This window comes from Flavobacterium sp. SH_e (genome assembly GCF_025717045.1).
In the GTDB taxonomy this organism is placed as follows: Bacteria; Bacteroidota; Bacteroidia; order Flavobacteriales; family Flavobacteriaceae; genus Flavobacterium.
The window spans coordinates 46,737-72,758 of record NZ_JAOVZN010000003.1 but is presented as its reverse complement, the minus strand read 5'-3'; the positions used below and the strand labels follow the sequence as shown (position 1 = coordinate 72,758).

Annotated in this window: 19 protein-coding genes; 6 read left to right on the top strand and 13 right to left on the bottom strand. The window is 40.9% G+C overall.

The features are described 5' to 3' along the window. The first annotated feature begins 4 nt into the window (after nt 1–4). Entirely contained in the window at nt 5–910 is a 906-nt protein-coding gene (locus OD917_RS05465; protein WP_263522544.1) for a carbohydrate kinase family protein, read from the top strand. A gap of 273 nt (nt 911–1,183) precedes the next feature. On the opposite strand, the gene OD917_RS05460 is transcribed toward OD917_RS05465, so the two are convergent. From OD917_RS05460 to OD917_RS05425, 8 genes are all read right to left on the bottom strand, one after another. Further along, nucleotides 1,184–1,579, bottom strand: coding sequence for a hypothetical protein (locus tag OD917_RS05460; RefSeq protein ID WP_111290846.1), 396 nt, complete (start codon nt 1,577–1,579; stop codon nt 1,184–1,186). 115 nt (nt 1,580–1,694) lie between these two features. Beyond that, nucleotides 1,695–2,249: a YceI family protein gene (locus tag OD917_RS05455; RefSeq protein ID WP_263522543.1), complete on the bottom strand. Its 555-nt coding sequence runs from the start codon at nt 2,247–2,249 to the stop codon at nt 1,695–1,697. 5 nt (nt 2,250–2,254) lie between these two features. Next, nucleotides 2,255–2,635 carry a cytochrome c gene (locus OD917_RS05450; protein WP_263522542.1) on the bottom strand — a complete coding sequence of 127 codons (381 nt, stop codon included), beginning with the start codon at nt 2,633–2,635 and terminating at the stop codon, nt 2,255–2,257. A gap of 18 nt (nt 2,636–2,653) precedes the next feature. Next, nucleotides 2,654–3,496 carry a DUF5777 family beta-barrel protein gene (locus OD917_RS05445; RefSeq protein ID WP_263522541.1) on the bottom strand — a complete coding sequence of 281 codons (843 nt, stop codon included), beginning with the start codon at nt 3,494–3,496 and terminating at the stop codon, nt 2,654–2,656. A 23-nt stretch (nt 3,497–3,519) separates the two neighbouring features. After that, nucleotides 3,520–3,912: an OB-fold putative lipoprotein gene (locus OD917_RS05440; RefSeq protein WP_263522540.1), complete on the bottom strand. Its 393-nt coding sequence runs from the start codon at nt 3,910–3,912 to the stop codon at nt 3,520–3,522. Between the two features lie 341 nt (nt 3,913–4,253). Beyond that, the gene (locus tag OD917_RS05435) at nt 4,254–6,761 is read right to left on the bottom strand and encodes a TonB-dependent receptor (protein WP_263522538.1); all 2,508 of its coding nucleotides are present in this window, start codon (nt 6,759–6,761) and stop codon (nt 4,254–4,256) included. Between the two features lie 27 nt (nt 6,762–6,788). Then, nucleotides 6,789–7,688, bottom strand: a complete 900-nt coding sequence (locus OD917_RS05430) for a FecR family protein (protein WP_263522537.1) — start codon at nt 7,686–7,688, stop codon at nt 6,789–6,791. Between the two features lie 50 nt (nt 7,689–7,738). Further along, on the bottom strand, nt 7,739–8,254 hold the full coding sequence (locus OD917_RS05425; RefSeq protein ID WP_263522536.1) for an RNA polymerase sigma factor: 516 nt from the start codon (nt 8,252–8,254) through the stop codon (nt 7,739–7,741). Between the two features lie 200 nt (nt 8,255–8,454). On the opposite strand from OD917_RS05425, the gene OD917_RS05420 reads away from it, so the two are divergent. Continuing rightward, nucleotides 8,455–9,480: a hypothetical protein gene (locus OD917_RS05420; RefSeq protein ID WP_263522535.1), complete on the top strand. Its 1,026-nt coding sequence runs from the start codon at nt 8,455–8,457 to the stop codon at nt 9,478–9,480. Nucleotides 9,481–9,710: 230 nt separating this feature from the next. Here the strand turns inward: OD917_RS05420 and OD917_RS05415 are convergent, their stop codons facing one another. Beyond that, nucleotides 9,711–12,764 carry a DNA polymerase III subunit alpha gene (locus OD917_RS05415; protein ID WP_263522534.1) on the bottom strand — a complete coding sequence of 1,018 codons (3,054 nt, stop codon included), beginning with the start codon at nt 12,762–12,764 and terminating at the stop codon, nt 9,711–9,713. Between the two features lie 3 nt (nt 12,765–12,767). Further along, on the bottom strand, nt 12,768–13,949 hold the full coding sequence (gene dinB, locus OD917_RS05410) for a DNA polymerase IV (RefSeq protein ID WP_263522533.1): 1,182 nt from the start codon (nt 13,947–13,949) through the stop codon (nt 12,768–12,770). Nucleotides 13,950–14,616: 667 nt separating this feature from the next. On the opposite strand from dinB, the gene OD917_RS05405 reads away from it, so the two are divergent. The 4 genes from OD917_RS05405 to OD917_RS05390 all read left to right on the top strand — a co-directional run bounded on the left by OD917_RS05405 (nt 14,617) and on the right by OD917_RS05390 (nt 18,404). Beyond that, entirely contained in the window at nt 14,617–15,129 is a 513-nt protein-coding gene (locus OD917_RS05405) for a single-stranded DNA-binding protein (protein ID WP_263522532.1), read from the top strand. A gap of 33 nt (nt 15,130–15,162) precedes the next feature. Further along, nucleotides 15,163–16,224, top strand: coding sequence for a DUF932 domain-containing protein (locus OD917_RS05400; RefSeq protein ID WP_263522531.1), 1,062 nt, complete (start codon nt 15,163–15,165; stop codon nt 16,222–16,224). A gap of 251 nt (nt 16,225–16,475) precedes the next feature. Further along, a complete protein-coding gene (locus OD917_RS05395; RefSeq protein ID WP_263522530.1) occupies nt 16,476–17,993 on the top strand; it encodes a MauE/DoxX family redox-associated membrane protein in 1,518 nt (505 codons plus the stop codon). A 117-nt stretch (nt 17,994–18,110) separates the two neighbouring features. Continuing rightward, nucleotides 18,111–18,404 (top strand): DUF6520 family protein, encoded by a 294-nt coding sequence (locus OD917_RS05390; RefSeq protein WP_111289997.1) that lies wholly within the window; start codon nt 18,111–18,113, stop codon nt 18,402–18,404. Between the two features lie 63 nt (nt 18,405–18,467). Here the strand turns inward: OD917_RS05390 and OD917_RS05385 are convergent, their stop codons facing one another. The 3 genes from OD917_RS05385 to OD917_RS05375 are packed head-to-tail and all read right to left on the bottom strand — an operon-like array spanning nt 18,468 to nt 25,567. After that, nucleotides 18,468–21,134, bottom strand: a complete 2,667-nt coding sequence (locus tag OD917_RS05385; RefSeq protein WP_263522529.1) for an alpha/beta hydrolase family protein — start codon at nt 21,132–21,134, stop codon at nt 18,468–18,470. A gap of 13 nt (nt 21,135–21,147) precedes the next feature. Next, a complete protein-coding gene (locus OD917_RS05380; protein ID WP_263522528.1) occupies nt 21,148–22,533 on the bottom strand; it encodes a RagB/SusD family nutrient uptake outer membrane protein in 1,386 nt (461 codons plus the stop codon). Between the two features lie 10 nt (nt 22,534–22,543). Continuing rightward, complete coding sequence (locus tag OD917_RS05375; protein ID WP_263522527.1) at nt 22,544–25,567, bottom strand: SusC/RagA family TonB-linked outer membrane protein; 3,024 nt, start codon at nt 25,565–25,567, stop codon at nt 22,544–22,546. Between the last annotated feature and the right edge of the window lie 455 nt (nt 25,568–26,022).

Below are 26,022 nucleotides of genomic sequence, written 5' to 3'. Positions count from 1 at the left end.
TAGAATGAATAACGGAAAAAACCTTAAGGCGGTGGCATACGGAGAGGTACTTTGGGATGTTTTTGCCAATGAAAAAAAGATTGGCGGAGCACCATTGAATGTAGCCTTGCGTATGAAAACGCTGGGTTGCGAAGTGGCTATGATAAGCTGTGTAGGCAATGACGAAGACGGGAAAGCAATAGAAGAGCAAGTGAAACAACTGGGACTTGGAACGGATACAATTGTAGTTTCAGAAGATTTCCCAACTGGTTTGGTCAATGTGACCTTAAATGAGCGGGGATCTGCAAGTTATGAAATCAGTTATCCGTCTGCATGGGATAAAATTGAATTGAATGATTTGGCGAGGAATTCAGTTGCTAATGCCGATGTTTTAATTTACGGCAGTTTAGTTTGCCGAGATAACGTTTCAAGACTGGCACTTGAAGAAATGCTTCAAAAAAAAGTCTATAAGGTTTTTGACGTGAATTTAAGAAAACCACATTATTCATATGAAATGCTCGAAAGACTAATGCAGTCAGCGGATTTTATAAAGTTTAATGATGAGGAATTATTAGAAATTACTGCAGCTATGGCTTCGCCATTTACAAGTCTGGAGGACAATATGAATTTTATAGCTGAACGAAGTAAAGTAACGGGAATGTGTGTAACGAGAGGCAAACACGGAGCCTTGCTAATGTGGGAAGGCCGACTTTATGAAAATGAGGGATATCCTGTCAAGGTTGCCGACACGGTAGGTGCTGGAGATTCATTTCTCGCGGCTTTGATAGCTTCATTGTTAAGTGGAAAAGAACCTCAGTATTCAATTGATTTTGCCTGTGCAGTAGGTGCATTAGTAGCTGAATCTCCTGGTGCTAATCCCGAAATTTCACTTTCCAGAATTGAAAAGATGATGTTAAAAATGAAAATTTAACTTTTATGAAATTTAAATGAAATATGAGTTATCTAAAACAAAATTCTTGCAATTGGCCTTGTTAACAGCAATAAGTTTAATATTGCTTATTAGTGGTCTTATCTATTTTTTAAAATCCGAATTTTATTAAATGCATGGAATTTTGTTTAAGTTTTAATTACTTATTTAGATATTCGTTTTTTGAAGTAAAGCCTGATATCTTTTTAGATATTAGGCTTTTATCATAATATTCTAAAACTTGGAAGCAAATACATGTAGGAGATGTGTTGGATTTTATATTTTCGGATAAAAATGTCTAAGAATTTGTTTAGGTGTTTTAACAACTTCTTTACTGATTGGGTCAAACCATTTTACTTCTTTTATTACTTCTGCACAACACTCGTTTTTCGAGTTAAAAAAACAGCTTTTAATATTGATTTTATCCGCTAAGTAACAATGCTTCATTTCAACTAAAAAATGTTCTGTAAACATTAGGTTTTTATAGATGATTAATTCATGATTTCCTTCCTGTAAACCTAAATGCATATAATTAAGCTTTTCTTTGGAAAAACCATTGCAAAACAAAAATTGGTATAACAATCTGACAGTATATGAGATATATGCGGTATCTTCCATAACCATATAATCATTTACATCTTCTCCGGTAACAACATAATTTTTACAGATCATTTTAATATAATTTAAGGTTTAAAAAAGAGACCGGGGTAATATGTTTACCGGCCTCCAGAACATAGTCATGTTTAAAACTCTTTTAAATCTGAATGAATCAGATACTTAAATAGGATTATTTAGCTAATAAAAAATTGTAATTAATCTTTATTTTGTCAGCAATTTTCTTTCTCACAAGACTTGGTATTTCAATATCAAAATCTTCTGGTTTTGCTTCAAATGTGCCAATAGCAGTGACACCGTTTGGAGCTTTTGAAATTTTTACAATCACTGTGACTGCTTTTGTTTTTCCATGAATAGTAAGATCTCCTTTTAGTATGAAATTTTTAGGAGAACTTGTAATTTTAGAACTATCAAAATCTTCTATTTTACCTTTGAAAGTTGCTTTGGGAAACTTTTCAGATTCCATATAATTTTCATTAAAGTGCTCCTCCATTAAAGCTACTTTAAATCGAAAACCTTTTATAAGAACTAAACTTGCAAAATCTCCCGTTGTCTGATCCAGAACTGCTGATACTGATTTGCTTTCTGCTGCGACTTCTTCGTAAGAAGGAATTGATGCCTGAAATTTTATATTCCCTGTTTTTGTAATTAGTTTTTGTGCAAATCCACTAGTGTTTGCAACTATAACGAGCAATAATGCAAAGAAATTTATGAATGATTTTTTCATAATAATTAATTTTCTTTTAGACCATCGGTGTTCCATTTCACAATTAGATCAATATTAGCCTGAGCCATTCTGCCGCCTTGAGGCATAAGTCCTTGCTGGCCGCTTTGAAGCTGGATTCTCCCTAATAAACCAGCACTTTCTACGGCAGCTTTTACCTGAGCAAAAGTAGTCAGCGGTCTAAAAGCTGCAGACCTTCCGGTTGAGTGGCAGCTTACACAGTTGGCGTCAATAATAGATTTTACATCTTTATTGTAGGTAACCGCAGTTGTTGGATTTGTTGGATTTGTTGGTGTAGTAGGTGGTGTTTCGATATCCTCATAGGTGTCAGAATCACTACAGCTTGCAAATACAGCCAATAAAATTGTAAGTAAGATTGTTTTTTTCATGATTTATTGTTTTAATTGTTAAAATACTCTGTAAAGGTTAAAGCCAAAGAAGAAATCTCCTTTGCCCCAGTCTCCAGAGGCATTAGTAAGGTATCCGCTCTCACTCATAGATTGTGAATTGGTAAAAATTAATTGAAATACGTGTCCGCCAGTTTCTACATCAAGACCTACGGACAATGGATTTTTATAAAAGTCAGGTTTATCAAAATTGTGCATGTATTCTAAATTGACAGATAATCTTTTTGTGATTTTATAGCGCCCGCCACCGCCAAAAGAAAACTGATTATCTCTTTCAATATCAGGATTGTAAAGGTTTTTGTGTGAAAAAGACGGTACTAATTCAATAGAGAATTTTTCACTTACTTTTCTAGATATTAAAAGTTGCTGCACATACGTCATGCGATGCTTAAATTCTAAACCAGGATATTGGTCTTTTTCTAAAAAAGTATTGATATCCGCAACACTATACCCAACAATATCCAGCGGAAAATTATCATTTTGTCTTGCTAATCTGTACTTTAATCCAGTTTCATACATTTTATTTAAAGTATGTCTCGAAAGGCTGACAGCTAACCAATCTGTAACACCATAAATTCCCCCAAGTTTTGTGGTTGCATTGTCAAGTCCAAAAAAACTGTCAAAACCATCTTTTACAGTGCCAAAACGATGCGAAACCACAAAATAAAACTCTTTTTTAGCAGGCATTTTTGTGGTCTGCAACGTTACAAGCTGTAAAGCTTTAAAAGTTGCTGTAGAGTAACTTTCTTCTACCTGAGTAGAATCAAGACTTTTCAGTAAATCATCCTGTGAGTAAGCCAGCGTAACTAAAAACAGGCAGAACGGAACTAGAATTTTCTTCATAAATTAATTATTATTTGTTTGGTTTATTTGACAGTGCATTGGTCTATTTTGACTTCCATAAATAGTTCGTCATAACCAATGCATTTGCCTTTAATCGTCATTTTATTGTTGATCATTTTATTTTTTAATTTTTCTTTAAACAGACAGAAAACAGTATTTTCAAGTATAATTGTTGAGTTGGTTTCTTTGGTTACTTTACCCGTTATTTCAATAGTTTTATTGAGGTATACTGAATCTGCTTTTTTAGGATCTGCGTTATAATCTTCCAGTAGTTTTTTTGCCGTTAAACTAAAATCCGGAGCTTCTGATGCTATGTTACGGGCTTCTTTAAAGATGATTCCATAATAAAAGTAGACGCCGGCAGAAAGCATTATTAGTAATACCGCGGTTACAATTGCTGTTTTTTTTCTTTTCATATTTTGTTTTTAGTTTTTTTTGATGTGATAATCATTCAGCGCTTTTTTTAAAATAGCTTTTCCATAAACGTCAGGATTATTGGAATTCTCCATTTTCCGTTTATAATGTAAAGAGCATCCATAATGGGCACTATTCCAGATTTGCATTTTGATGCAAACCTGATCTGCCGTTTTTTAGATGATAAATTTTCTTGTGTATTCATACTTAAAACTGTCTCAAATCAAATGATGATTCTATAGTGAAACAGCCTTAGTAAAGATTACCCTACCAAAGAATTGTAATTTTTTGAAAAAAAATAAAAATGTAGAATGAGAGCTTTAAAACTCTTGTGGAAATGATATTAAAATGAAACTCTAAAACTCATATTTGGAGTTCTTTGCAATGAAAAAGTATCGACTTCTTCTATAGAATTGGTTAAAGAATTAATTCTGTAATATTCGCTGATTTCATTTCTTCTGTTAAGAATATTTAGGATTGAGATTCCTATTTTGTATTGAATTCCGTCTGCGGTTTCCCACTTATAAGTTGAGGAAAGATTAACCTGAGAAAACATATTCAGATTACTGTCGTTTGGTTTATTGTAAACCAGTACAGGATCAGAAAGATCAATTTGAGATAAATTTGGAGATGTTTTTGGTCTTCCAGAAGTCCATTTTGTTCCTAAAGCAATCTTGAAATTGTTTTTCTCATAAATTGCCGCCCACGACAAAGTATGTGTCAGCTCAAAGTTGTTTGGAAAACGAGGATATTCATAATTAGTAAAATGATAATTGTTCTCATTGTAAGTGTAGCTTAACCACGTAAGAAAGTGGTTTATCTTTTTCTGAACCAGCATTTCTGCTCCCCAGATTTCATAACCTCCTGTTGTTCGGACAAATTCCAGCTGATTCTGAAAACCTTGACTTGAAGTAGTTATTCCGGTTACTTTTTTATAAAAGTTTTCGATGTCCAAAAGCCAGTCGTTTTTTTTATAAAACAAGTTTAAAGATAACTGTCTGCTCCTTTGAATTGGAATTGTGCTGTTATTCGAAATAATCCAGCGTCTTTTTTCTATGCCGAAATAATCTTTCTGCAGATCAATAATCTGCTGGGAGTTTTGGCTTTTGAGTTCGCCAAGCAATTCTAAATTAAGGCTTTTGCTTATTCCGTAACCCAATTGAAGTCTTGGTTCCGCAATATATTTTTTAAATTTTTCAATATAATTAAGCCGTATTCCGCCCTTAAAATATACTCGAGAAATGGTATCGTTATATTTTCCTTCTAAAATTAAAGCGTGCGTTCTTAATACGTCTTTTACTTTACGATAAAAATCAGGATTAGTTACCTGCTCTAAATTAGTAATACCAATTTCATTAAATTGATAGCCGTCGCTGAAACTAAATTTAGAGTTTAAAATATGATTGTTTTCTAGATTCACGCCATTGTTGTTTACGGTATTTTCCTGAATAACGGTCTGGTTTTCGTAAATTGACTTCTGATCGGCTAGAAGTTCATAGGAAGAATTGTAAACATTAATTTTGGTGGTGTTGAAGCTATTCCAGTTTCTTTTCCAAGACAAATTTCCGCCATAATTCTGCTGGCGTAAAATATTGTTTTGTGCTTTATTTATATTGTATGAAACAGCACTTTTAGTAACTTCCAAGTTATCTTTTATGGTTATTAAATCCAGTACTATTTGATCTTTAATTCCTATTTTTTGAGCATATTTTATGGTAGCATCATAAAAACCAAATTTTTTATCGCTTTTATAATTAAGATTTTGGTTCTGCGAAAAATCTGTTATGGTAGTGTTTTGAAATACTTTATTGAAATATTCTTTATAAGTAGGAGTTTCTACAAAATCAGTAATCGATTTGCGTGCCGAAATTTCTATATAACTTTTTTTAGAAAGATTATACTTTCCATAAACATCAGCATTAATCATGTTGATTCCTGCGCTGAATGAATTTTTTTCTGCTTTTTCTGGAGTAGAAGAAATGGCGACTACACTTGAAACACTTTCTCCGTAAAAAGCAGAACTTCCGTTTTTATAGATGGAAATGGTATGCCCAAGATTTGGATTAAAAACAGATATTAAACCAAAAAAATGTCCCGTTTGAAACATTCGAATTCCATTCCACAAAAATAAATTCTGATCGTGCGTGCCACCGCGAACATTAATACTTGAGACACTTTCATCGAGACTGTTTACGCCCGGAATCTGCTGCATAGTCTGTAACGCATCGGGTTCAATAAGACCGGGAAGAATTCCAAATTTTTTGGGCTTAATTTCAAGAGATCCATCGGTGTTTTTAGAAATACCAGAAGCTAAAATGGCATTGGTTTTAATTTCGTGCAATTCTGTAATTTCAGGTTCTAATACAATTTGAAGACAATTTTTAGCGTCTGGATTTCCTGCCGTAATTCTCTTTGAGGCAAAACCAACATGACTAATTATAAAAGTGTTTTTATCTTCTTTACTGAATTCAAAATAACCTTCGGAATCAGTTGTAATGTGAGTTTTATTATTTAAACTAACATTCGCATTCTCAATAGGTTTTTTATCGATGCTGGAAAAAACATAGCCGCAAATTATAGGACTTTCATTGTTCTTTTTATAGATATTGATGAACTTGTTTCCTATGTTTTCAAAAGATAAATGGGTTCTTTTTCTTAAATATTCTAGTTTTTGTTCTAATGAAAGTGATTTTTGAGGAGGATTTAATTGGAGACCTTCAATATTATCTTCGGTATAATTAAAACTTACGCCATGCTGTTCTTCAATATCAGTTATTATTTTTTTAATGGGCATCATTTTTCCTTTGTCCTGAGCAAAAAGATTCAGGGCAAGAAAAAAGAGAAAAAACAAAAAATGAAATTGTTTGGGGCGGAACATTTATTTTTCGTCAAAAATTATTTCGTTGTCAGATACTTTTTTAGCCTCCAAATGATACGTTGTACTAATAATCTGCAAAGCTGTATTTAGATTTTTTGCAGGTAATTTTCCTGTAAACAGGGAGATAGTATCTTTTGTATTTAGTTCAATCTTAATATTATATTGTCTTTCAACTTCATCAAGAAGGCTTCTGATATTTTCTTTATAAAAACAAATCTGATCGTTCATCCATTCCGGTTGCAATGCATTTACAGTTCTTTGAATCTGTTTTCCATTTTCAAAACGAACGCTCTGACCGTGAGTTAATAAAACTTGAATGTTGTTATAATTTACTTTGACACGACCTTCATAACACACAACGTCGAACCTGTTTTTTCTGGCTTTAACGTTAAATTGCGTTCCTAAAACGGTTACTTTTCCAAGATTCGTTTGGACTTCAAACTTTCTGCCTTTTGCGACTTTAAAATAAGCTTCTCCTTTTAATTCGAGATGTCTGTTTTTGTCCCAATTCCACTTTTTATAATGTATTTCAGAACCTGAATTTAAAACCACTTCAGAATTATCGGGTAATGAAAAAGCAGTCTTTTTTCCAAAATCGGCAGTTTCGGTTTGAGGGACAAAAACTTTTATCGCAAAACTAATTCCGAGAGCCAGCACAAATATGGCGGCAGCTTTAAATGCCCATTTTTTGTAAAGCGGAACTACTTTTGTTGATGTTTTTTTCTGGCTTAAAATAGTAGACAGCATAGCATTTTCATCCAAATCACCTGTTTCAAGATGAGCGGTATAATTTTTTATCTTTTGGTATTTTTCAAAATCAGGGCTTGCCTCAAATTCAGCTAATTCATCCGGAGACAAATCGTCGTTGAGCCATTTTGCTAATAAGCGATTTTTTTTCATTTTATCGTATTATTTAATTAAAACAGTTAGAACTAAATTTACCCTACTTTTTATAAATCAATTTCTTTACGTAAGCTTAACAGAGCCAAATGAATGCGTTTTTCCACAGCCTTTATGCTAATGTTGAGCTCTATGGCGATTTCGCTGTATTTTTTTCCGTCAATTCTGTGCATCAAAAAGGCGGTGCGCTGTTTTTCGTTTAAGTTTTCGATTGCTTTTAAAAGTTTGGCTTGAAATTGTTTTTCCTCCAAGAGATATTCTGGATTTTCGTTTGTTTTGTCTAAACCGCTGAAGTTTTTTTCATATTTCAAAACTACTTTTTGGTGTGCAATTTGATTAAGACTGCTGTTGTTTGCAATCGTATAAAGGTATGATTTTGCTTTTTCTAAAGGTACAGAAGCACAATTCTGCCAAAGCTTTACAAATGCTTCCTGAGTTACATCTTCTGCTTGTTCTGCGTTTCCAAATTTGTAAAAAAGAAAATTCCGAAGTGCTTTTACATGACTTTTGAAGAAAGACGAAAAAATGATTTCATCGCAGGTATTAGATTGGTTTTTATCTGGCATTTAGAGTTTCAGTTTGTAAAGCGCAAAAATATTTGTTTTTAATTTAAGTAGGGTAAAAGTAAAGATGATTGTTTTATTGAGTAATAAAATGCTATTGGTTTTTGATAATTTAGTATAGATGAAAATTATGAACCTTTTGATGTTGGTTCATTAAAAAATAGTTTCTTTTAAAATTTATTTACCTTTGTAAAAACATAAATATGTTCCTTTTGAAAAAATATTTATCAATTGCAGTTTTCCTGTTGTTATTGTTTTCTTGTCAAAGTGAAATAGACGAACAAAACAATAATTCGCAGGGGACAATTACTACTGTTTCTCCGCTCACTACTTATCTGCAAAGAGTCGCTATGGTTAGAACTGTACAAGATAATATGATCGACGGATCGAGCTACTGCACCATAAAACTCCCATATACTGTTACAGTAAATAATGAACAGATTGCAGTAAATACCACAGCCGATTATCAGAAAGTTTTGGATAATATCAACGCAAGCAATTATGATGATGATATTGTAAAAATAGATTTTCCTGTAACGATGGTATACTACAATTACATCGAAAAACTAATTCCAAATCAGGCAGATTTTGATTCTTTAATCGATTACTGGAATCTTTATCCGGATCTTTTATCTAAAATCAACGGTCTGAATATCAATTATCCGATAACAATTAACATCTATAACAGCGCGAATCAAGCAGGCAGTTCTCAATCGATAGTAAGTGACCAGGCCTTTTTTAATTTCATTAAAAATTTAAATGAAAGCCAGTACATATCTTTAAAATATCCTATCACAATTACTGATTACAATAATCAGATAAAAACGATTTCAAATAATCAGGATTTCGAAAACGCTATTAAATATGCCATAGATTATTGCCCAGAAAATAACCTTGTGACACTAGATTTTTCTACAACCATCACAAAAGATTCTTGGGAAATTCCTTATTTTTATGACGGTACTGTTAAGACTTCAAATTACAGTGATTATACATTTGTATTTAAAACCGATCAATCTGTAGTTGCCACCAAAAATGGAGTTTCGGAAACGGGACAGTGGGAAAGTTCAGTACAAAGCGGAGTTACAGAAATAAAGATAAGTTTTAGTACAGGAGTGCTTTTTAAATTAAATTTTAACTGGAAGCTTTTTGAATTTAATAACTCTCAGATACGATTGCGAGATGAAGGTACAACGACAAATTATCTTTACTTTCAGAAAAAATACTAACGGCTTTTTTTCTTTCTTCCCAACCAATAAGAAGTCCTGTAATGGGACCTTGACGGTACAGAATTCGAACCATTTAATGGCAGATTTGAAAATTTTAAATGATGTTTAATTTTTTGATTTGTAGTAAAGGTCGTATAAATAATACCTGTTTAAAACCCTGAAACAAGCAAAGGATTACTGCTGAAAATTGTTAGGCGTTTTATGTTTGATCAGGGCTTACCCACGAAAAATCAAAATTTCATTCTGTGGCGAGGCAGATTAATTTCATTTTCCTGCGGATACGGCTGCCTGTGTGTGCTGCTGACATCCTGTTTGATATTGTGCTGTGTGGTATACCTTTTATCCGAGTCCGAATATCTGGGATCAGGAATGAAGGGCATTTTTGCCATTCTGGAAATGGTGATCGTCGGGAAATGATAGTCAATTTCCACGGTTCCCAGTAGCAGGTAGCAGCCTCCTCCCTGAAATGGATTATTTATAAGGCTGTCAGGGAAATGCGCCGTATCAAAATAGGCTCCCTCATTATCGATCCATGTCCCGAAATACATATTGCCCCTTTTGGTCGGCACCTGTTTGGTCGAGATCAGGTAAGCCAGCATGCGGACCTGCTTTTTATGGTATTTCAGAAGGTCGCGCACCATGACATCCCCGCGGTGTCTGGTCTTGAGCAGATCAAAAACAGTGCAGGATACCGGGAAATTCAAAAGCTCAATTTCATCAAAAGCATCCTCAAATACCGAGCGCTCCAGAACGGGCAGCTTAAATTCCTTAACTGGTTCATTTATCAGCATAAGCCCGCGGTTTTCAGGCTTGAAATTATTCATCAGTAGGCTTACCTGAACCAGCAGCTGATTTTTGGTCTTTCCCGTAAAGCGGAATGCGCCTATGAAAATAAGCACCTTTACATTCTCAATGCCCATGGGAACCCTGTTTATGAAATCTTCGAGTGATTTATAGACGCCGTTTCTCTCGCGCTCAAAAGCGATGAACTGCGAGAGTTTGGAATCCAGGCCCTGCAGGTGCATAAAGCCCAGATAGATATCGCTGCCGTAAAGAGCGGTTTCATATCCGCTTCTGTTCACGCAGGGGGTATGGATAGCAGCACCGGCCATTCTGGCTTCATGCACGTAGATTTCAGTTCTGTAAAACCCTCCCTGATTATTGATTACCGCAACCATAAATTCAATGGGGTAGTGCACCTTGAGGTATAGGCTCTGGTAGCTTTCCACCGCATAGGATGCTGAGTGCGCCTTGCAGAAGGAATAGCCTGCAAAGGATTCGATCTGGCGGTAGATTTCCTGGCTCAGCGCTTCGGGATGCCCTTTTGCGGCGGCAGAAATAAAGAAATCGTCCTTTACTTTCTGAAGCGCGGCTTTGGAGCGTCCTTTGCCCGACATGGCACGCCTTAAGATATCTCCGTCAGCAGCTGAGAGCCCGCCATAATGCAGTGCAATTTTGATCACGTCTTCCTGATACACCATAATGCCGTAGGTTTCTCCAAGCTCCTTTTCAAAAACCGGATGAAAATATTCAAATTTTGACGGGTTGTTATGGCGGAAGATGTATTCCTTCATCATTCCGGACTGAGCCACTCCAGGGCGTATGATCGATGATGCCGCCACGAGTGTTTTATAATCGCCGCATTTCAGACGGCGAAGCAGTCCGCGCATAGCCGGGCTTTCAATGTAAAAGCATCCGATTGTCCTGCCCTGGGCAAGATAGACGTTTGCGGACTGTTCGTTTTTTGAGATTCTGGTGTCGCGGATATTGATGCGAATGCCTCTGTTCTGCTCGATTATTTTCACGGTGTCATCAATATGCCCGATGCCTCTCTGGCTTAGGATATCGAATTTCTCCAGCCCGATATCCTCTGCAGTATGCATATCAAAGAGCACTATCGGAAAGGCTTTTGGAGGCATTTCCAGCACCGAATAATTGGTTATCGGTTCCTCAGATATCAGTATGCCGCAGGAGTGCATGCTTCTCTGGTTGGGATATTTTAGCAGCAGCATTCCGTATTCCTGAACTTTTTTGACGACCTTATTCTGGGAATGCAGTGCCATCGGATTTTTAGCCAGCGCATCAAGCTCCTCTTTCGGAAGGCCGTATACTTTTCCAACTTCACGGAATATGGATCTGTATTTGAACTCTACGTTAGTGCCGCAGAATGCCACATTTTCATAGCCGTAGCGGCCGAATATATATTCAAGGATCACATCCCTTTCCTTCCAAGACCAGTCGATGTCGAAATCGGGAGGGCTTTTGCGGTTTTCATTCAGAAAGCGCTCAAAATAGAGATCAAGCTCCAAAGGGCAGATGTCTGTTATTCCCAGGCAGTAGGCAATAATGCTGTTGGCGCCCGAGCCCCTTCCGATATGGAGGAATCCCTTAGAATTGCTGTATTTTATGATATCCCATGTGATGAGAAAATACCCGCTGAATTCCAGCTGGTCAATTATTTCCAGCTCCCTAAGCATTCTGGATTCAGCCTCTGGATTGTTTTTTCCGTATCGCCATTCCAGACCGTCTTTCGCCAGTGCGGTCAGCAGAGACATGTCATTTTTTCGGCTGTTGGTGTAAAATTTCTTGTTTTTGGGTGTTTTGAAGTCAAATTCAAAATTGCATTCTCTGATAATTTTCTCGGTATTGGCTATAATTCCGGGATACTGCCCGTAGCAGGACAGTATCCTTTCAGCCGCTACCATGATTTCCGAATGTCTGCAGTAATCGGCGGGCTTCAATTTAGAGAAAATGGTATTCAGGTCAATGGCGCGGAGAATTTTATGGAGTTCGTATTCTTTTTTGGTCCTGAAAGTGACAGGCTGGAGTATGACCATTTTTTCCTGCCTGTTTTTCCATTCCGATACAATCAGTTTCTGAAGCTGTTCGGGACGGATGCCTATATATTCATTCTCTCTTAAAATTAATGGAGCATTCTCCAAAGGATAGATAATGAACACTTCGGAAAAATTAGGGGCCGCCAGGGGTAGAACTGTTTTGTCAAAGTTGTGCTGTGTCAGAAAACGGTTCATTTCCGCCAGACCTTCAGCATTTCTGGCAAGCCCTATATAGCGGAATTTATGCCTGCAGCGGAATTCTATTCCGACAAGCGGCTTTATCCCTGAAGCTTCGCAGCCTTTTATAAAATCATAAATCCCTGTTACGGTATTGATATCGGTTAAAGCTGCCGCCGTGGCACCGCAATCCGCTGCCTGCCGTATCAGATCATCCAGCGGAATTGTGCCGTAGCGCAGGGAATGAAAAGAGTGGCAGTTGAGGTACATGATCTATTTTTTGCGTTTTAAAATTTCGTCTTTATTATTGGGTTTGAAAGATGCGCCTGCGCATCTCATCACGGCATCAAATCCGTAACGGGTCTTCATTCTGTCCATAGCCTGATAGAGTGCCAGCATTTCTTCGGTATCATTGAAAAGGTCAATCTGGTAGGTTCCCCTGACCAGTCCGCTGAAGCGGACTCCAATGAGGCGAAGCCTCATTCGGCGCTGGTACAGTTTGGTAAAGAGATTTATCACCGTCTGTGTCAGAATATGATCCGCTGAGGTGTACGGCACCCTGCACTGTTTGGTTTCTGTATCAAAATTGGCGTACCTGATCTTCACGGTCACCGTTGAGGTTAGCCACTGCTCTGCACGGAGCTGATAGGCCAGTTTCTCCACCATTCCCTGGAGTATTCTGTTGATTTTCAGCACATCAATAGTGTCCTGTGAAAAGGTGTCTTCGGTTGAAATTGATTTTCTTTCCGTGTAGGGCTCCACAGGGGTGTTGTCAATGCCATTGGCTTTTTTCCAGAGTTCGGTTCCGTTTTTGCCGATCATCTGCTGCAGGGATTCGGCAGGCATTTCAGAGAGTGTCCGGATGGTGCGGATGCCGATCCGGGAAAGGAGCTCAAAGGTTTTCTGGCCGACCATCGGAATCTTTCGGATGGAGAGCGGATTCAGAAAGGACTGGACAAGATGTTCGGGAATTTCAAGGTTCTGCTTCTGCTTGCCCTCGCCGGTTCCTATTTTCGATACGGTTTTATTGACCGAAAGCGCAAAGGTGAGGGGAAGTCCCGTCTCTTTTGTAATGCGCTGTGCGAGCTCATCAGTCCATCTGTAGCTGCCGTAGAATTTATCCATGCCGGTGATGTCCAGATAAAATTCATCAATGCTGGCTTTTTCCACCACGGGCGCTTTTTCCTGGATGATTTCGGTAATGTCATGGGAGAGCCTGGAATAGAGTTCCATATCGCCTTTCATAATTTTGGCCTGAGGGCAGAGCTTCATGGCCATATGGATCGGCATGGCGGAGCGCACGCCGAATTTTCTGGCTTCATAGGAGCACGAAGCCACAACGCCTCTGTCACCGCCCCCGATAATAAGGGGTATGCCGTTGAGTTCAGAATTGGTAAGCCTTTCGCAGGAGACGAAAAACGTGTTCATATCGATGTGTACAATAGCCCTGGCCATGATCTGTTCATTTTTATACGGATCAAAATTAGTACAGATAAGAACAATTTTAAAAATATTTATGTTATAGATAATAACAAATTTTAAAAAGCCTTATTTTTCAGGGCATAAAAAAAGCACCCAAACTGGTGCATTTTTCCTTTATTAGGAATTTACGGAATGATTGAAATTATTCTGAAGCAGGTTCCTCGCTGATCAGCTGGGCCGATGTTTTCTTGATAAGAATGTAAAAAATCTTTGAGGTGACGCCATGCGGGGCAGCGTTCAATATTTACATTAAAATTTTAGAGGCCGGTATAACAGCTGTTGAGGAAAAACTGCGAGTCGGTAATTTTTGCCCATGGTTTCCAGTCTGCCTCTTTATCGGATTGAGAAGCAGAGTTCGAATTTAAAGTGCAGCTACTTTTTAGTTTTTCCATAAAGAAGAGAACGGAAAAATGGTGTTTTCATTCGAAACGGCTAAAAAGGGCAGCCAAGATAGCGCCAGCCGTATGCTGCATGCGCATAACTGGCTCCGTTTCACTTCGCCAGCCCTTCGGGACTTATAGCACTCCGCATCCTTGAGCCTGCGCTTGGCTCTTGCTTTCTTTTTTTCCGTTTTTTCTTTTGAAAACAATTTTTTGAAGGGGCGGAGCGGGAGTAAGGGAAGCGGCTGGATCGGCAGCTATTGGGTAAGCGTTTCATTAAGAATTCATTAGCTATCGGCCAGCTGGCAATTATTTATTCACTATTAAATTTTAAGGTTATGGAAATTACGGGTAGAGTTGCAGCAGATGCGATAGTGCGCAAAGTGGGAGAGAAAGAGGTTTTGAGCTTCAGCATAGCGGTTAATGACCGCTATAAGCCAGCGGGGAGCAGTGAGTTTAAAGAAGTTGTGACCTTTATCAACTGTTCGTATTGGATAAGCATGAGGGCAGGGCAGTGGGTTAAGAAGGGAGCTGTGGTGCTGTTGAACGGAAGGCTGGGCATGCATGTGTACATCAACAGCGATGGGAATCCGATAGGGAGCATTGACTTTCATGTCGATAAAATGAGCTTTCTTGCTTTTGCCAAGCGAAGCGGCGATAAGACAGATACTAATGCTAATGCTAATGCTAATGGAAGCGAAGATAAGGCACAGAAAGGTAACAGCAGAACTGCTGCTGGAAAAGGCAAGGCAACAGAAGACGTGCCATTTTAAATATGGCGTTTAATCATTTAAAAATCAGAAATCATGGCGCATCATATTCATTTTAACGACGGGAATGGAAGACACAGTTTTTTCAGCGTGAAGGAAAAGCCTTGGCACAATTTGGGACAGGCAGTGGAAGACTATCCGACAAGCGCCGAGGCGATAGCCAACGCAGGGCTGGATTTTGAAGTGGAGAAAAGAAGGCTTTACACGCCTTCTGCTCCAATTGTAACGCAGGACTTTATAACTGCAGGCAGGCTGGATATACCAGATTACTGCAGCACAGTACGGACTGATACCGATACGGTGCTGGGAGTTGTCGGGAAGGATTATCATATCGTGCAGAACAGGGATGCGTTTTCTTTTTTTGACAGCATCGTGGGCGGTGACGGCATTCTATATGAAACAGCAGGAGCATTGGGAAATGGCGAGAAGATCTTTATCACCGCAAAACTGCCTGACTATATCCGTGTGGGAAAGGAGGACCTGATTGAGAAGTATCTTTTTCTCACCACCTCCCATGATGGGAGCGGCAGCATAACGGCAGCTTTTACGCCGATCCGTATTGTATGCGCCAATACGCTCAATGCGGCGATGCAGTCCAAAACCAGCAGGGTGCGCATACGCCACACCTCAAATGCAAAAGACCGTCTCGAGCAGGCTCATAAGGTTATGGGGATTTCAGATGCATTGGCAGGCAGTCTGGAAGCCGTTTTTAATTACTGGACAAAGACACGCATATCCGATAAGGAGGTTAAAAAACTGATCCAGCATGCTATGGCTCCCAGCAGAGAAGTGCTTAAAAAATTGCAGGAAGGGAGAAACGCGGAATTATCGGCCTGCTTTAACAATATGGTGGACAATGCTTTTGAGTATGCGATGAGCCATCCCACACAGCAGATGGCAACCACTAAAGGGACTGTATTTGGCGCCTACAATGCCGTGACGGGCTATTTTCAGAATGTGAGAAGATATAAAGATGATGAGGCCAAGCTTTCTTCCATCCTGATGGGAGGAACGGCGCAGCTTCGGGGTCAGGCCGCTTTTAATCTGTGCCTTGATTTTGCTGTTAAAGGGTTTAGCTCTTATGTAGTGCAGAATTGAATCTGCTTTATAATTTTGAAATGCAGGCAGTTTTCAGCTGCCTGCATTATTTTGCGGAGGCTCAGACGCGCTGCAAATCTTGCGATTTACAGCGCGTTTTTTTTGTAGCTGATATAATGTTTCAGCCTGCTTTTGAAAAGTTTAGACGTGATTCTGATAATGGATGATAAATCTTACGGTTTTAGATTTGCATATCATTATGGTGGCTGCATCAGTTTAACGTAGTGCAGCCATACTTAAACTTTAGGATTATGAAATGCAGTGCAAGCATCAAAACGGTTTTTATCCAATCAGTCTGCTATCTGTTTGCTGTTCTATTTGTTTATGCCGCGGTAAGCAAAATGCTTGATTTTGAAAATTTTCAGGTGCAGCTCGGACAGTCTCCGCTTTTGAGCGCTTTTGCCCGTTGGATTTCCGTATTGGTGCTTGCGGCGGAATTAATGACGGCACTGTTTCTTCTGACAGGCAGGCTTCGCCATATTGGCCTTTACTTCGCGCTTTCTCTAATGGTTATGTTTACGGCCTATATTTTTATTATACTGAACTACAGCTCTTTTATTCCGTGCTCCTGCGGAGGGATTTTGGAAAAGATGGGCTGGAATGCGCATCTGGTGTTCAATATTGCTTTTGTTCTTCTGGCAGCTTCAGCAATTGTTTTAGATGCATCGGTAGGGAAGGCTCGCAATGCTGGCTATGGTTTTTTTGCTCAGGCCAGATGGATAGCTGTGGCAATAGCGGCTAGCATAGCGGCTGTTGCGCTTCTGTATCTGTCTTCAGAAGAGGTGATGCACCACAGCAACCCCTTTATAAGACGATATCCCCACCATCCTGCAGAGTATTCCGCGTCTTTCAGATTAAAGTACAGTTCTTATTATATTGCAGGCTTTCGAGGCCAGCGGATCTATCTGGGAAACTATGAGTTTCCTTCCTATCTGATGTCGCTGGATTCCAGCCTAAGCCATCAGAAAATGGAAAGGATTTCTTTTTCTCCGGACAGCATACCTTTTAAAAATATCTATATCAGGATTCAGGAGCCTTATTTCTATCTGTACGACGGAAGCGTTCCTGCCGTGTTTCGCGGAGATGCGAAAGACTGGAGTATCACGACAGCCTTTAAGGGGGTTCCGTATTTTACAAAACTGGCGCCGATTGATGGAGCTTCTGTTGCTTTCAGATCCAATAATTCCAAAAAGCTGGCCAATGTGCTCGGCGTTTTCAATATGGAGTCGGTTCCGAAAATAAGCTATAGAAGAAATCTGCTCCAAAAACAGATTGACGGGATCTTTGATACCGATGGCACGCTGCTGTACAGCGAAGGAATGAAAAAGATGGTGTACCTGTATTATTACCGCAATGAATTTATTGTGGCCGATAAATATGGATCGCTTGCCTACAGAGGGCATACCATTGACACCATCACCCATGCTAAAATAAAAGTGTCGGAGCTCAAGGGCGGAAGAGAGTTTGCGATGTCTGCTCCTGCAGATGTGGTGAATTCAAATGCGGCAGTTTTTGAAAATCTGCTTTTCGTCCATTCGCTTGTAAGGGGAAGATATGAGAATGAAAAGCTATGGAAGAAATCTTTTATTATTGATGTGTACGATCTGAGCCGCGGCTCTTATCTTATGAGCTTTCCAATATACCATACCTCCAGCAGCTCTTTAAATTCTTTCGCCGTTGCTGGCGGATATCTGGCTGCTGTCATCGGAAATGATCTGGTTGTGTATCAGCTAAAGGATGCCCTAAAAAAGGAAATAAAAAAAGAATAGGATAGCGCTTACAGCCTGTCTGTGGGCTATCAATATAATATACTGATCAGTGTCAGGAATCAGATCGAACACCTGTAGAAAAAAGTAGATCATATTACGGTTATAAATTTTAATGCTATGAAAACGTTAGTTTTAAAAAATGTGCTGCCGGCTGCTATTGTGGCCTTGGCAGTTTCGGGAGCTTTTGCAACCACTTCGATGCAGCGCGCACCTGAAAAAAGTGCGGTTGCCTTTAAATGGGGCTATCTGCCGAATGCAAACGGAACCTGTTCCACTACGCAGGTTGCCTGCAGTGATGTTTCAAAGGATCAGCTTTGCCGCGTAGGCGACACTTCTGGTGCCATTGCATACGACAGAGATAGCCAGAACAACTGTGTTCAGCCTTTGTACCGTCTTATAAATGGACAGTAATCAAAGCCTGCTGAAATGGCAATGCAGTTCCATAGGAACTGCATTGTTTTTTTAAGCCTGATTCTATTCCATTCCATTGGCAATCCAAGGATAGTTGTGATTGCCCTTTAAATGATAGCTGAACCACTCCAGAGTGCGTATTGTAATGTCTTTCTGCTGGCTAGGATCTATAAGAACGTGGCCTGCTTTTGGATAGACGAGCATAATACTTTTCTTTCGAAGCCAGCGAAGGGCAAGATAAAGCTCGTAGCTCTGATGCGGATCCACCTGAGGATCCCTGTCTCCTGTCCACAAAAGCATCGGGGCCGTAATTTTAGGGGCATGGATTATAGGGGAGTTGGCTTCATAAAGTTTAGGGATCTCATAAGGCGATCCTCCCATATTAAACTGCTCTCCGCTATACCTCCATTGTTCGGGATCTCCCGCACGCGGACCGATGCTATTGTAGTGGCTGAAAAGATCCGTGATTGCTCCGCTTGCAATCCCGGCAGCAAAGAGATCTGTCTGAGACATTATAAAAGCGCTTTCAAAACCTCCGAATGAATGCCCTATGAGACCAATCTTATGCTCATTTACAATCCCTTTTTCGATTATTTTTTTTACGCCCGATATGACACAGTCAGCTGCTGAAATGCCGGGCTTCTGATATTCATGCTGTATGTCGGGAAGGAATACAAAATAGCCTTCAGCGTTCGCCAGAGTGATATTAAAGCCGGTTCCGTTTTGATAGGTCGGATTATCATAGATGTGAAGCTCATGGGATTTGAGCTCGTAAATGTGCACAATCATCGGATATTTTATTTTTGGATCATAATCTGCTGGATAGAATAAGACGCCTTTTAACGATCTGCCTTCCATATTTTTAAATTCGATCAGTTCAGATTTTCCCCAGAAATAGCCTTTATGATGGGGATTGCTTTTGAAAAAGCTCTTTTTGCCTTGTGTTCCTGTACTGCTGAAGAGCTCAGGAGGGCTGTCGAATTGCTGCTCCCTGAAAAAGAGTGTTTTCTTCTTTGGAGCGTAGTTTAGCTCATCGCTGTAATAGTCTCCGTACGTGACTGCTTTTTCTCCTGAAGTGCTGTTCCATCTGAAATAGCCTGTTTTCCCATCACGTCCGCTGCCGCGAAGCAGCAGTTCCTGCCGCAGATCAAAACTGTCGGCAACAGGGCCGTCATAAAGATGCTTTGCGCCCAGCCTATTGGGCTGCGGTGCTATTCGAAGCTTAATGCCCAATTCCCGTCCTTTGGTGAGCCTTCTAGAAGTGCTGCCGCTTGGAGACACAGCCCAGATATCAAACTGGTCATAAAGCAGGATTTCCCTGTCATCAAGGCTCCATCCCGGATTGCCGTAAGTGGATTCAGGAACAAGCTCCTGAACTTTACCGCTAAATTTCACGCCTATTTTTTCAGATACATTTTTATGGATGCCTGTGGCAAATTCATATACCCACCAGCTGTTATCCCTAAAGTACGCAAAATATTTTCCCGAGGATGAAGGATTAAGCGCCCAAGGCAGGTAGACATGCTTTTCCAAAAGCATCTTTTTTTCAAATGTGGTGAGATCCATGACATAGAAATCCCTGACGTCTTGGGCTTCAAACTGCGGCTGGTGGCGGGATGGGTCTGATAGTACGGCATACTTCATGTCATCCGTGAGCATTAGCAACGGAAGTTCATTTGTGGTAATCTGATGCACATGATTTCCCGCAGGATTCCATACTGCGATTTTGGGCATTTTATCAAAACTTTCAAAAGTCTTATGCTGGGAATACACCCATTTGTCATTTGCATTCCAGATCTGGACATCGGACTTTGATATGTTTTCAGCGGTCTCAGCTTCATTCTGGATAGAGAAGAATACGCGCTTCAGATCGCTTGAAATTACAATGGGAGAGAATGCATCGTAGAAGATGGAGGAATGGTTCGGAAAATCAGTGCACGAATCGGGTTCCAATTCATACATTCTGTCTTCAGCGGGAATATAAAGGCCTAGTGCTTTTATTTTCTGGTCTGCTGACTCTTTTAGAAAAGCCAGTGCCCTGCCTTCTTTTTCCCAGATAAGTCCAGCCAGCCGCTCTGCGTTTTTTGCGCTGATCCACTTTGCCTTTTTTGGCTGTAGAAGGCTCAAGACGGCTGCAGAGGCTTCTGAGCTGGATAAAACAGTAAAAGCCAGCATAGCCCCGTTTGGGCTCAGAGCAAATTGGCTCACATTCTTGAATGCAGTGCCTTCTGCTTTTTTAGGTGATCTAATATGCAGCATTCCTTTTTCTTCTGGACTGTCCAATAGGATAATAAGCTGATCGGTCTGTTTATCATAAGCATATTTCTGTATGCCAGAGACTGTTTCTGTTTTTAGCGTTTCCAAATCCAGAATCGTAAGATCAGAGCCGGTACTGCAGATAAAGAAATTGCTTTGCGTAAACAGCGTTTTTTCAGCATCGGTAAAAAAGTGTCTTTGGCCTGTTTTTATGTTCTGGATAAAAAGCGTATCGGCTCCGTTTTCATAAGCCATCCTGTAGGCTGCCCATTTTTCGTCACTTGAAATTTTATCCAGATGGACTTCGCCCCAGCGGGAGTAGTCAGCCGGAGAAAGATGCTTTTTTTGCATTGCCTGCCCCCAGAGGGGACAGGCTACTAATGGCAAAATAAATAATAAAAATAAAAATTCTAAAATAGGCACCGCGGTGAGCACTGCTGTTCGGCAGCTGTCGGTGAATATTGCTTTTGACATAATAGTGTATTGTTTAGTATCCGGGATTCTGCGGTCTCAGATTGGGGTTGGCACTCAGTTCGCTCTGCGGAATTGGGAATAGGCTGTCGGTCGAATTCCATCCCTGTTTGATGTGCGCCAGTTCTGCATCAAGCCTTCCAGTGCGCTTAAGGTCAAAGAATCGGTGTCCAGTTTCCGTGAATAGCTCCAGTTTTCTTTCCAGCAGCACTGCATCGAGAATTTCATTCTGCGTTTCGGCCTGCGTATCGGAAAGTCCGGCACGGCTTCTTATTCTGTTCAGATCCTCTTTGGCTCCGATCAGATCGCCCTGCCATGCTCTGGCTTCTGCTCTGATGAGGTACTGTTCAGCAAGCCTGAATACGATCGAATATTCCTTGGATACGGCCGTCGGAATGTTTTCTTTGTATTTGTAGGGATGATACCAGATAGCTGTTTCGTCTGAAAGGCTTTTAATCCAAGTGGATCTGCGAAGATCATCAGGAGAAAAGGAATCAGCCAGCGATTCGCTGAGCGATACATATCTTGGAGGCACCGAAGTAAAAATAAAGAAAGAGCCCTCCGCCGTATTCTGTCCCGCTGTGCCAGATTGGAGCTGCCAGATGGTTTCTCTGGAAGTGTTTAAAAATACTTCCTGAGGCTGTTCCAGGCTATAGGTCTGCTGCTGGTTTAAGACAGCAGATGCCATATTGAAAGCTTCGGGATAGGCATTAGTGTACAGAAAGGTTCTGGCAAGCAGCGCTTTTGCTGTAAAGGCATTGGGGCGGACTCTTGCCGGATCAGGATAGCTTTCTGGAAGCAGCGCAGCAGCATTTTCAAGATCAGCAATTATCTGCTCGTAGACCTGCCCGCTAGGGGTTCTTTTCACCGTGCTGTTTATTCTGTAGTCGGTCTGTGTTATATAGGGCACATCCCCAAAAAGATTTACGAGATAAAAATGCACCAGCGCCCTTACAAACAGCGCCTCGCCCTGAAGCTGTCTTTTCTGTGCATCGGTCAGATTTTTGCTTTCCGTAACTCCCTCAATAACGGCATTGGCGGCATAAATCTGATAGTAGGCCGAGTTCCAGTAGCCTGTGATGTAAGTATTGCTTGGCAGAAGCGCATTGGCATAAAAAGCAATGCTTGGATTGGAAGGGTTTTCGCTGCTGACCATTTCGTCGGCGTAGTTGCCGAGCTGATTGGATATTCCGGTTCCGTCACCGGCAAGAATGCCCTTGTCACGCAGATTGGAATAGATGTCTGCCATAGCGGCTTCCGCAGTATGATAGTCCTGAAAGACCGTTACGGCAGTAAGCTGATTTTTAGGAAGCTCCACTTCAACAAAAGAGTCGCATGAGGAGCATGCAGTCAGGACGGCAAGCCATATCCACTGCGTCAGTATAAGATGAATTGTTTTCATAATGATTGGTTTAAAAGGTTAGCTGTATTCCCATAGTTACTACTTTGAGCGGCGGCAGGAAGCCATAGCTGGTAAATTCGGGATCTCCGTCTAAGTACTTTGTAAAAGTGAGCAGGTTCTGCCCCTGAACCATAATTCTGCACTGCGTCTCTTTTAAGCCCAGAGGCAGATCATAGGAAAGGGAAATATTCTTAAGGCGTATATAAGAGGCATCCGTAACTGATGCTGTGCTCTCGTTATAGAGATAGGTGCCCATCAGGGCTGCGTAATTGTAGCCAGTGGTATAAATCTGGTAGGGAGCGATATCGCCCGGAACGCTCCAGCTATTGCTTATCCTTTCCTGCTGGTTAGACATCATTCCGGCCGTTCCCATCGGATAGGTCCTGTTTTGCTGCTTTACAAACTGGAACAGAAAATCAAGCGTCACGCCTTTATAGGTGAACTGGTTTTGAAGTCCGCCGTAATACTGGGGATTCAGATCCACTGCATTCTGCCGGTCTTCAGGAAAAGTTATGGCACCGTCCTTATTGAGATCCTCAAAGGCATATACGCCTGTCTGGGGATCGACTTCTTTAAAGCTGTACAGCAGTCTGATGTTCAATGGCTCGCCAATGCGGTACTGCTGGCTGTAGGCAGAACTTTCCAGACCCGGAAATTTGAGAAGCTTATTCTTGGCAAAGGTCAGATTCAGGTTTGTGGTCCAGTTAAAGCCATGGCCGCTAAAGTTAACCGTGCGGAGCGTAAATTCGAGTCCGCGGTTCTGCACCACTGCATCAAGATTTGCCTGATAGGAAGTAAAGCCTGTGGAGCCGGGAAGGGGAATTCCTGTCAGCTGGTTGGAAGATCTGTTCTGGTACCATGCGGCAGTTGTGAAAATCCTATCCTTAAGAAATCCGAGCTCCAATGCCGCTTCAATTTTTCTATTGGTTTCCCATCCGAAGTCTGCGTTAAAGAGTCTGCTCGGAGCAAGTCCGGGCGTTCCGTTATAAAGCACTCCAGTGTTGGAATAGGTATCTAAAAACTGATAGTCTCCAATCTGGTCATTTCCTGTAGTTCCATAGCTTGTGCGTATTTTTCCGAAGCTCAGCCAGCTGTTGTCCTGCATAAAGGATTCATTTGAGAAAAGCCAAGCCAGTCCGGCCGCTCCAAAACCAGCGAACTGTCTGCCCGGACCAAAACGGCTTGAGCCGTCACGGCGCGCGGTAAGATTCAGGATATAGCGCTGCTTGTAGTTGTAATTGACCCTGCCAAAAAAAGCCTGATATTTATAAAGGGTTTCATCGTTGAGCAGCACTCTTGTAGTTTTCGCCGCGGCCAGATTGTATATGAGGCTGTTTGACGTGAATCCCGTTCCCGACTGCTGGATGCGAAGGGACTGCTGGCTCTGGAATGTGGCTCCTAAAAGGATATCAATTATGGAAGTTTTTAGATCTTTTTTCCAGCTGATCTGCGGCTCTGCTATCCATGAGCTTCTGCTGACATCGTTGAGAAAGAGCGCTGATCTTTCACTGCTGACATTGTAGGCAGGATCATAAATGGTTGAAGGCACTATGCGCGTTTCGCTATTGCTTAGATTGGTGTATCCCAGATTAGCTTTGGCGGAAAGCCCCTGAATTATTTCATAGGACAGCACGGCGCTGGCGGTGAGATCATTGGTTCTGGATTCGAATTTTGTATTTAGATTTCCCAGTGGATTGGTCCAGGTGCTGTTCTCCCAATTTAATGTTCCGTCAGCATTGTATAAGGCTGGCGCATTAGGGGGAAGGCTGCGGGCATCATAGGTGAGGTCAAATGATGGCTGGTCATTATCCTGAAGGGTGACTCCTGCCGAGAAGGCCAGTCGGAATTTCTGGTCATCCGAGATATGGCTTAAGCTGAACTGGCTACCTCCTTTCTTATATAGGAAAGTGCCGGGAAATACGGTAGACTCGGTGTGATAGGAACCGCTGAGCATAAACTGGGTGTTTTCTGATCCTCCTGATGCCGTTGCCTGAAGGTCGGTGATCTGGGCGGTGCCCCCAAGAAGCTCTTTCTGCCAGTCGGTGTAGCGGTTCTGATCCCAAGTGCCGTTGACATCATAATCCCAAGGAGAGTATGCTGTAATGCCGTCATTTTTAAATGCCTGCCTGCGCATGGAAAGGTACTGCTCGGTGTTCATGAGCTTCATGAATCTGGTGACTGTTCCTGCTCCTGTGGAGGCCGTTACGGTAAATTTTGTCCTTCCTGCTTTTCCTTTTTTTGTGGTGATCAGCACCACTCCATTGGCTCCTCTAGATCCGTAGATGGAGGTGGCATCGGCATCCTTTAGAACCTCAATGCTTTCAATGAAGTCTGGATTTATGCTATTTAAGGGGCTAGAGAGTGTTGGGAAAGTCAGGTTTGTTATGCCCGAACCGATTGGGTCTGAGGCATAGGGAACGCCGTCAATAATATATAGCGGCGCATTGGCTTCTGAACGCAGGCTGTTCTGTCCTCTGATCTTTATATCAAAGCCTCCTCCCGGGACGCCCGTTGTCTGGGTGATGCTGACTCCAGCCATGCGCCCCTGCATGGCAGCGAGCACATTGGTGACAGGCTGGGTTTCAATGTCTTTGGAGGTGATGCGGGAAATGCTTCCTGTACGCTCGCTTTCCTTGACGCTATAATAGCCCGCATTGATTTTCACTTCCTGCAGAGTGGTGGTGTCATATTGCAGAAGGATGTCAATTCTGCTTCGCCCCTGGACAGGAATAAAGGCTTTTTTGAATCCGATGAAGGAAACGACTAGAGTGTCGTTGGCAGAGACGGAAAGCTGGTAATGGCCATTGTAGTCCGTAATCGCATTGCCTGCTGTTCTGCTTTTAATGGCGACGGTTACGCCGGGCAGAGGCGCAGTACCGTCCGTGACGGTTCCCTGAAGCTGATACTGCTGATTAGATGATTGGTAATTCCGTTTGGAATTTTTGGCGGATAGGAATGAAAAAGAAAGCAGCATGCCTGTAAAAATTAGGCAATAAAGAGCTTTTCCATCCTTGTAAAATGAAAAATAATTCATAATATTGGGATTGGTTAGTTAAATGGATATTTGATTGGCTACAGGCTCTCTATACTAGTTTGGCGACGAGGTAGAGGGCTATTTTTATGCATTAAGTAAACGGCTTAAAAGCATAAATAAGGATTGTTGTTGTTCTATTATGAGAGATATTAAATTGTTAAACTTCTAATAAGCGATTACAGTTAATATTGGGAATTAGTCGCTAAGAATTAGAGTAATTTGTGACTTAAATAAAGTGACGTGGAACTCGACTTAATGTTTAGAAGGATTTATCTGGACTACCTGCGCACAAATAAGTGAGCCCACGCACTTTTAAGCGTAGGCATTTGCACTTATCATCTTGCGCGCTAAAAAAGTGTCCAGTTTTTCTAAGCAAGATTCAAAGCGAATGCTTCAAATATTTTTTATGAAGTATCGCAAAAATATGTATTTCATTACAAATATAACAAAATAAT

Excerpts from the sequence above, each read along its gene's own strand:
- OD917_RS05465 (WP_263522544.1), top strand. The coding sequence starts at position 5 with ATGAATAACGGAAAAAACCTTAAGGCGGTGGCATACGGAGAGGTACTT.
- OD917_RS05460 (WP_111290846.1), bottom strand. The coding sequence starts at position 1,579 with ATGATCTGTAAAAATTATGTTGTTACCGGAGAAGATGTAAATGATTAT.
- OD917_RS05455 (WP_263522543.1), bottom strand. The coding sequence starts at position 2,249 with ATGAAAAAATCATTCATAAATTTCTTTGCATTATTGCTCGTTATAGTT.
- OD917_RS05450 (WP_263522542.1), bottom strand. The coding sequence starts at position 2,635 with ATGAAAAAAACAATCTTACTTACAATTTTATTGGCTGTATTTGCAAGC.
- OD917_RS05445 (WP_263522541.1), bottom strand. The coding sequence starts at position 3,496 with ATGAAGAAAATTCTAGTTCCGTTCTGCCTGTTTTTAGTTACGCTGGCT.
- OD917_RS05440 (WP_263522540.1), bottom strand. The coding sequence starts at position 3,912 with ATGAAAAGAAAAAAAACAGCAATTGTAACCGCGGTATTACTAATAATG.
- OD917_RS05430 (WP_263522537.1), bottom strand. The coding sequence starts at position 7,688 with ATGAAAAAAAATCGCTTATTAGCAAAATGGCTCAACGACGATTTGTCT.
- OD917_RS05425 (WP_263522536.1), bottom strand. The coding sequence starts at position 8,254 with ATGCCAGATAAAAACCAATCTAATACCTGCGATGAAATCATTTTTTCG.
- OD917_RS05420 (WP_263522535.1), top strand. The coding sequence starts at position 8,455 with ATGTTCCTTTTGAAAAAATATTTATCAATTGCAGTTTTCCTGTTGTTA.
- OD917_RS05415 (WP_263522534.1), bottom strand. The coding sequence starts at position 12,764 with ATGTACCTCAACTGCCACTCTTTTCATTCCCTGCGCTACGGCACAATT.
- dinB (WP_263522533.1), bottom strand. The coding sequence starts at position 13,949 with ATGGCCAGGGCTATTGTACACATCGATATGAACACGTTTTTCGTCTCC.
- OD917_RS05400 (WP_263522531.1), top strand. The coding sequence starts at position 15,163 with ATGGCGCATCATATTCATTTTAACGACGGGAATGGAAGACACAGTTTT.
- OD917_RS05395 (WP_263522530.1), top strand. The coding sequence starts at position 16,476 with ATGAAATGCAGTGCAAGCATCAAAACGGTTTTTATCCAATCAGTCTGC.
- OD917_RS05390 (WP_111289997.1), top strand. The coding sequence starts at position 18,111 with ATGAAAACGTTAGTTTTAAAAAATGTGCTGCCGGCTGCTATTGTGGCC.
- OD917_RS05385 (WP_263522529.1), bottom strand. The coding sequence starts at position 21,134 with ATGTCAAAAGCAATATTCACCGACAGCTGCCGAACAGCAGTGCTCACC.
- OD917_RS05380 (WP_263522528.1), bottom strand. The coding sequence starts at position 22,533 with ATGAAAACAATTCATCTTATACTGACGCAGTGGATATGGCTTGCCGTC.
- OD917_RS05375 (WP_263522527.1), bottom strand. The coding sequence starts at position 25,567 with ATGAATTATTTTTCATTTTACAAGGATGGAAAAGCTCTTTATTGCCTA.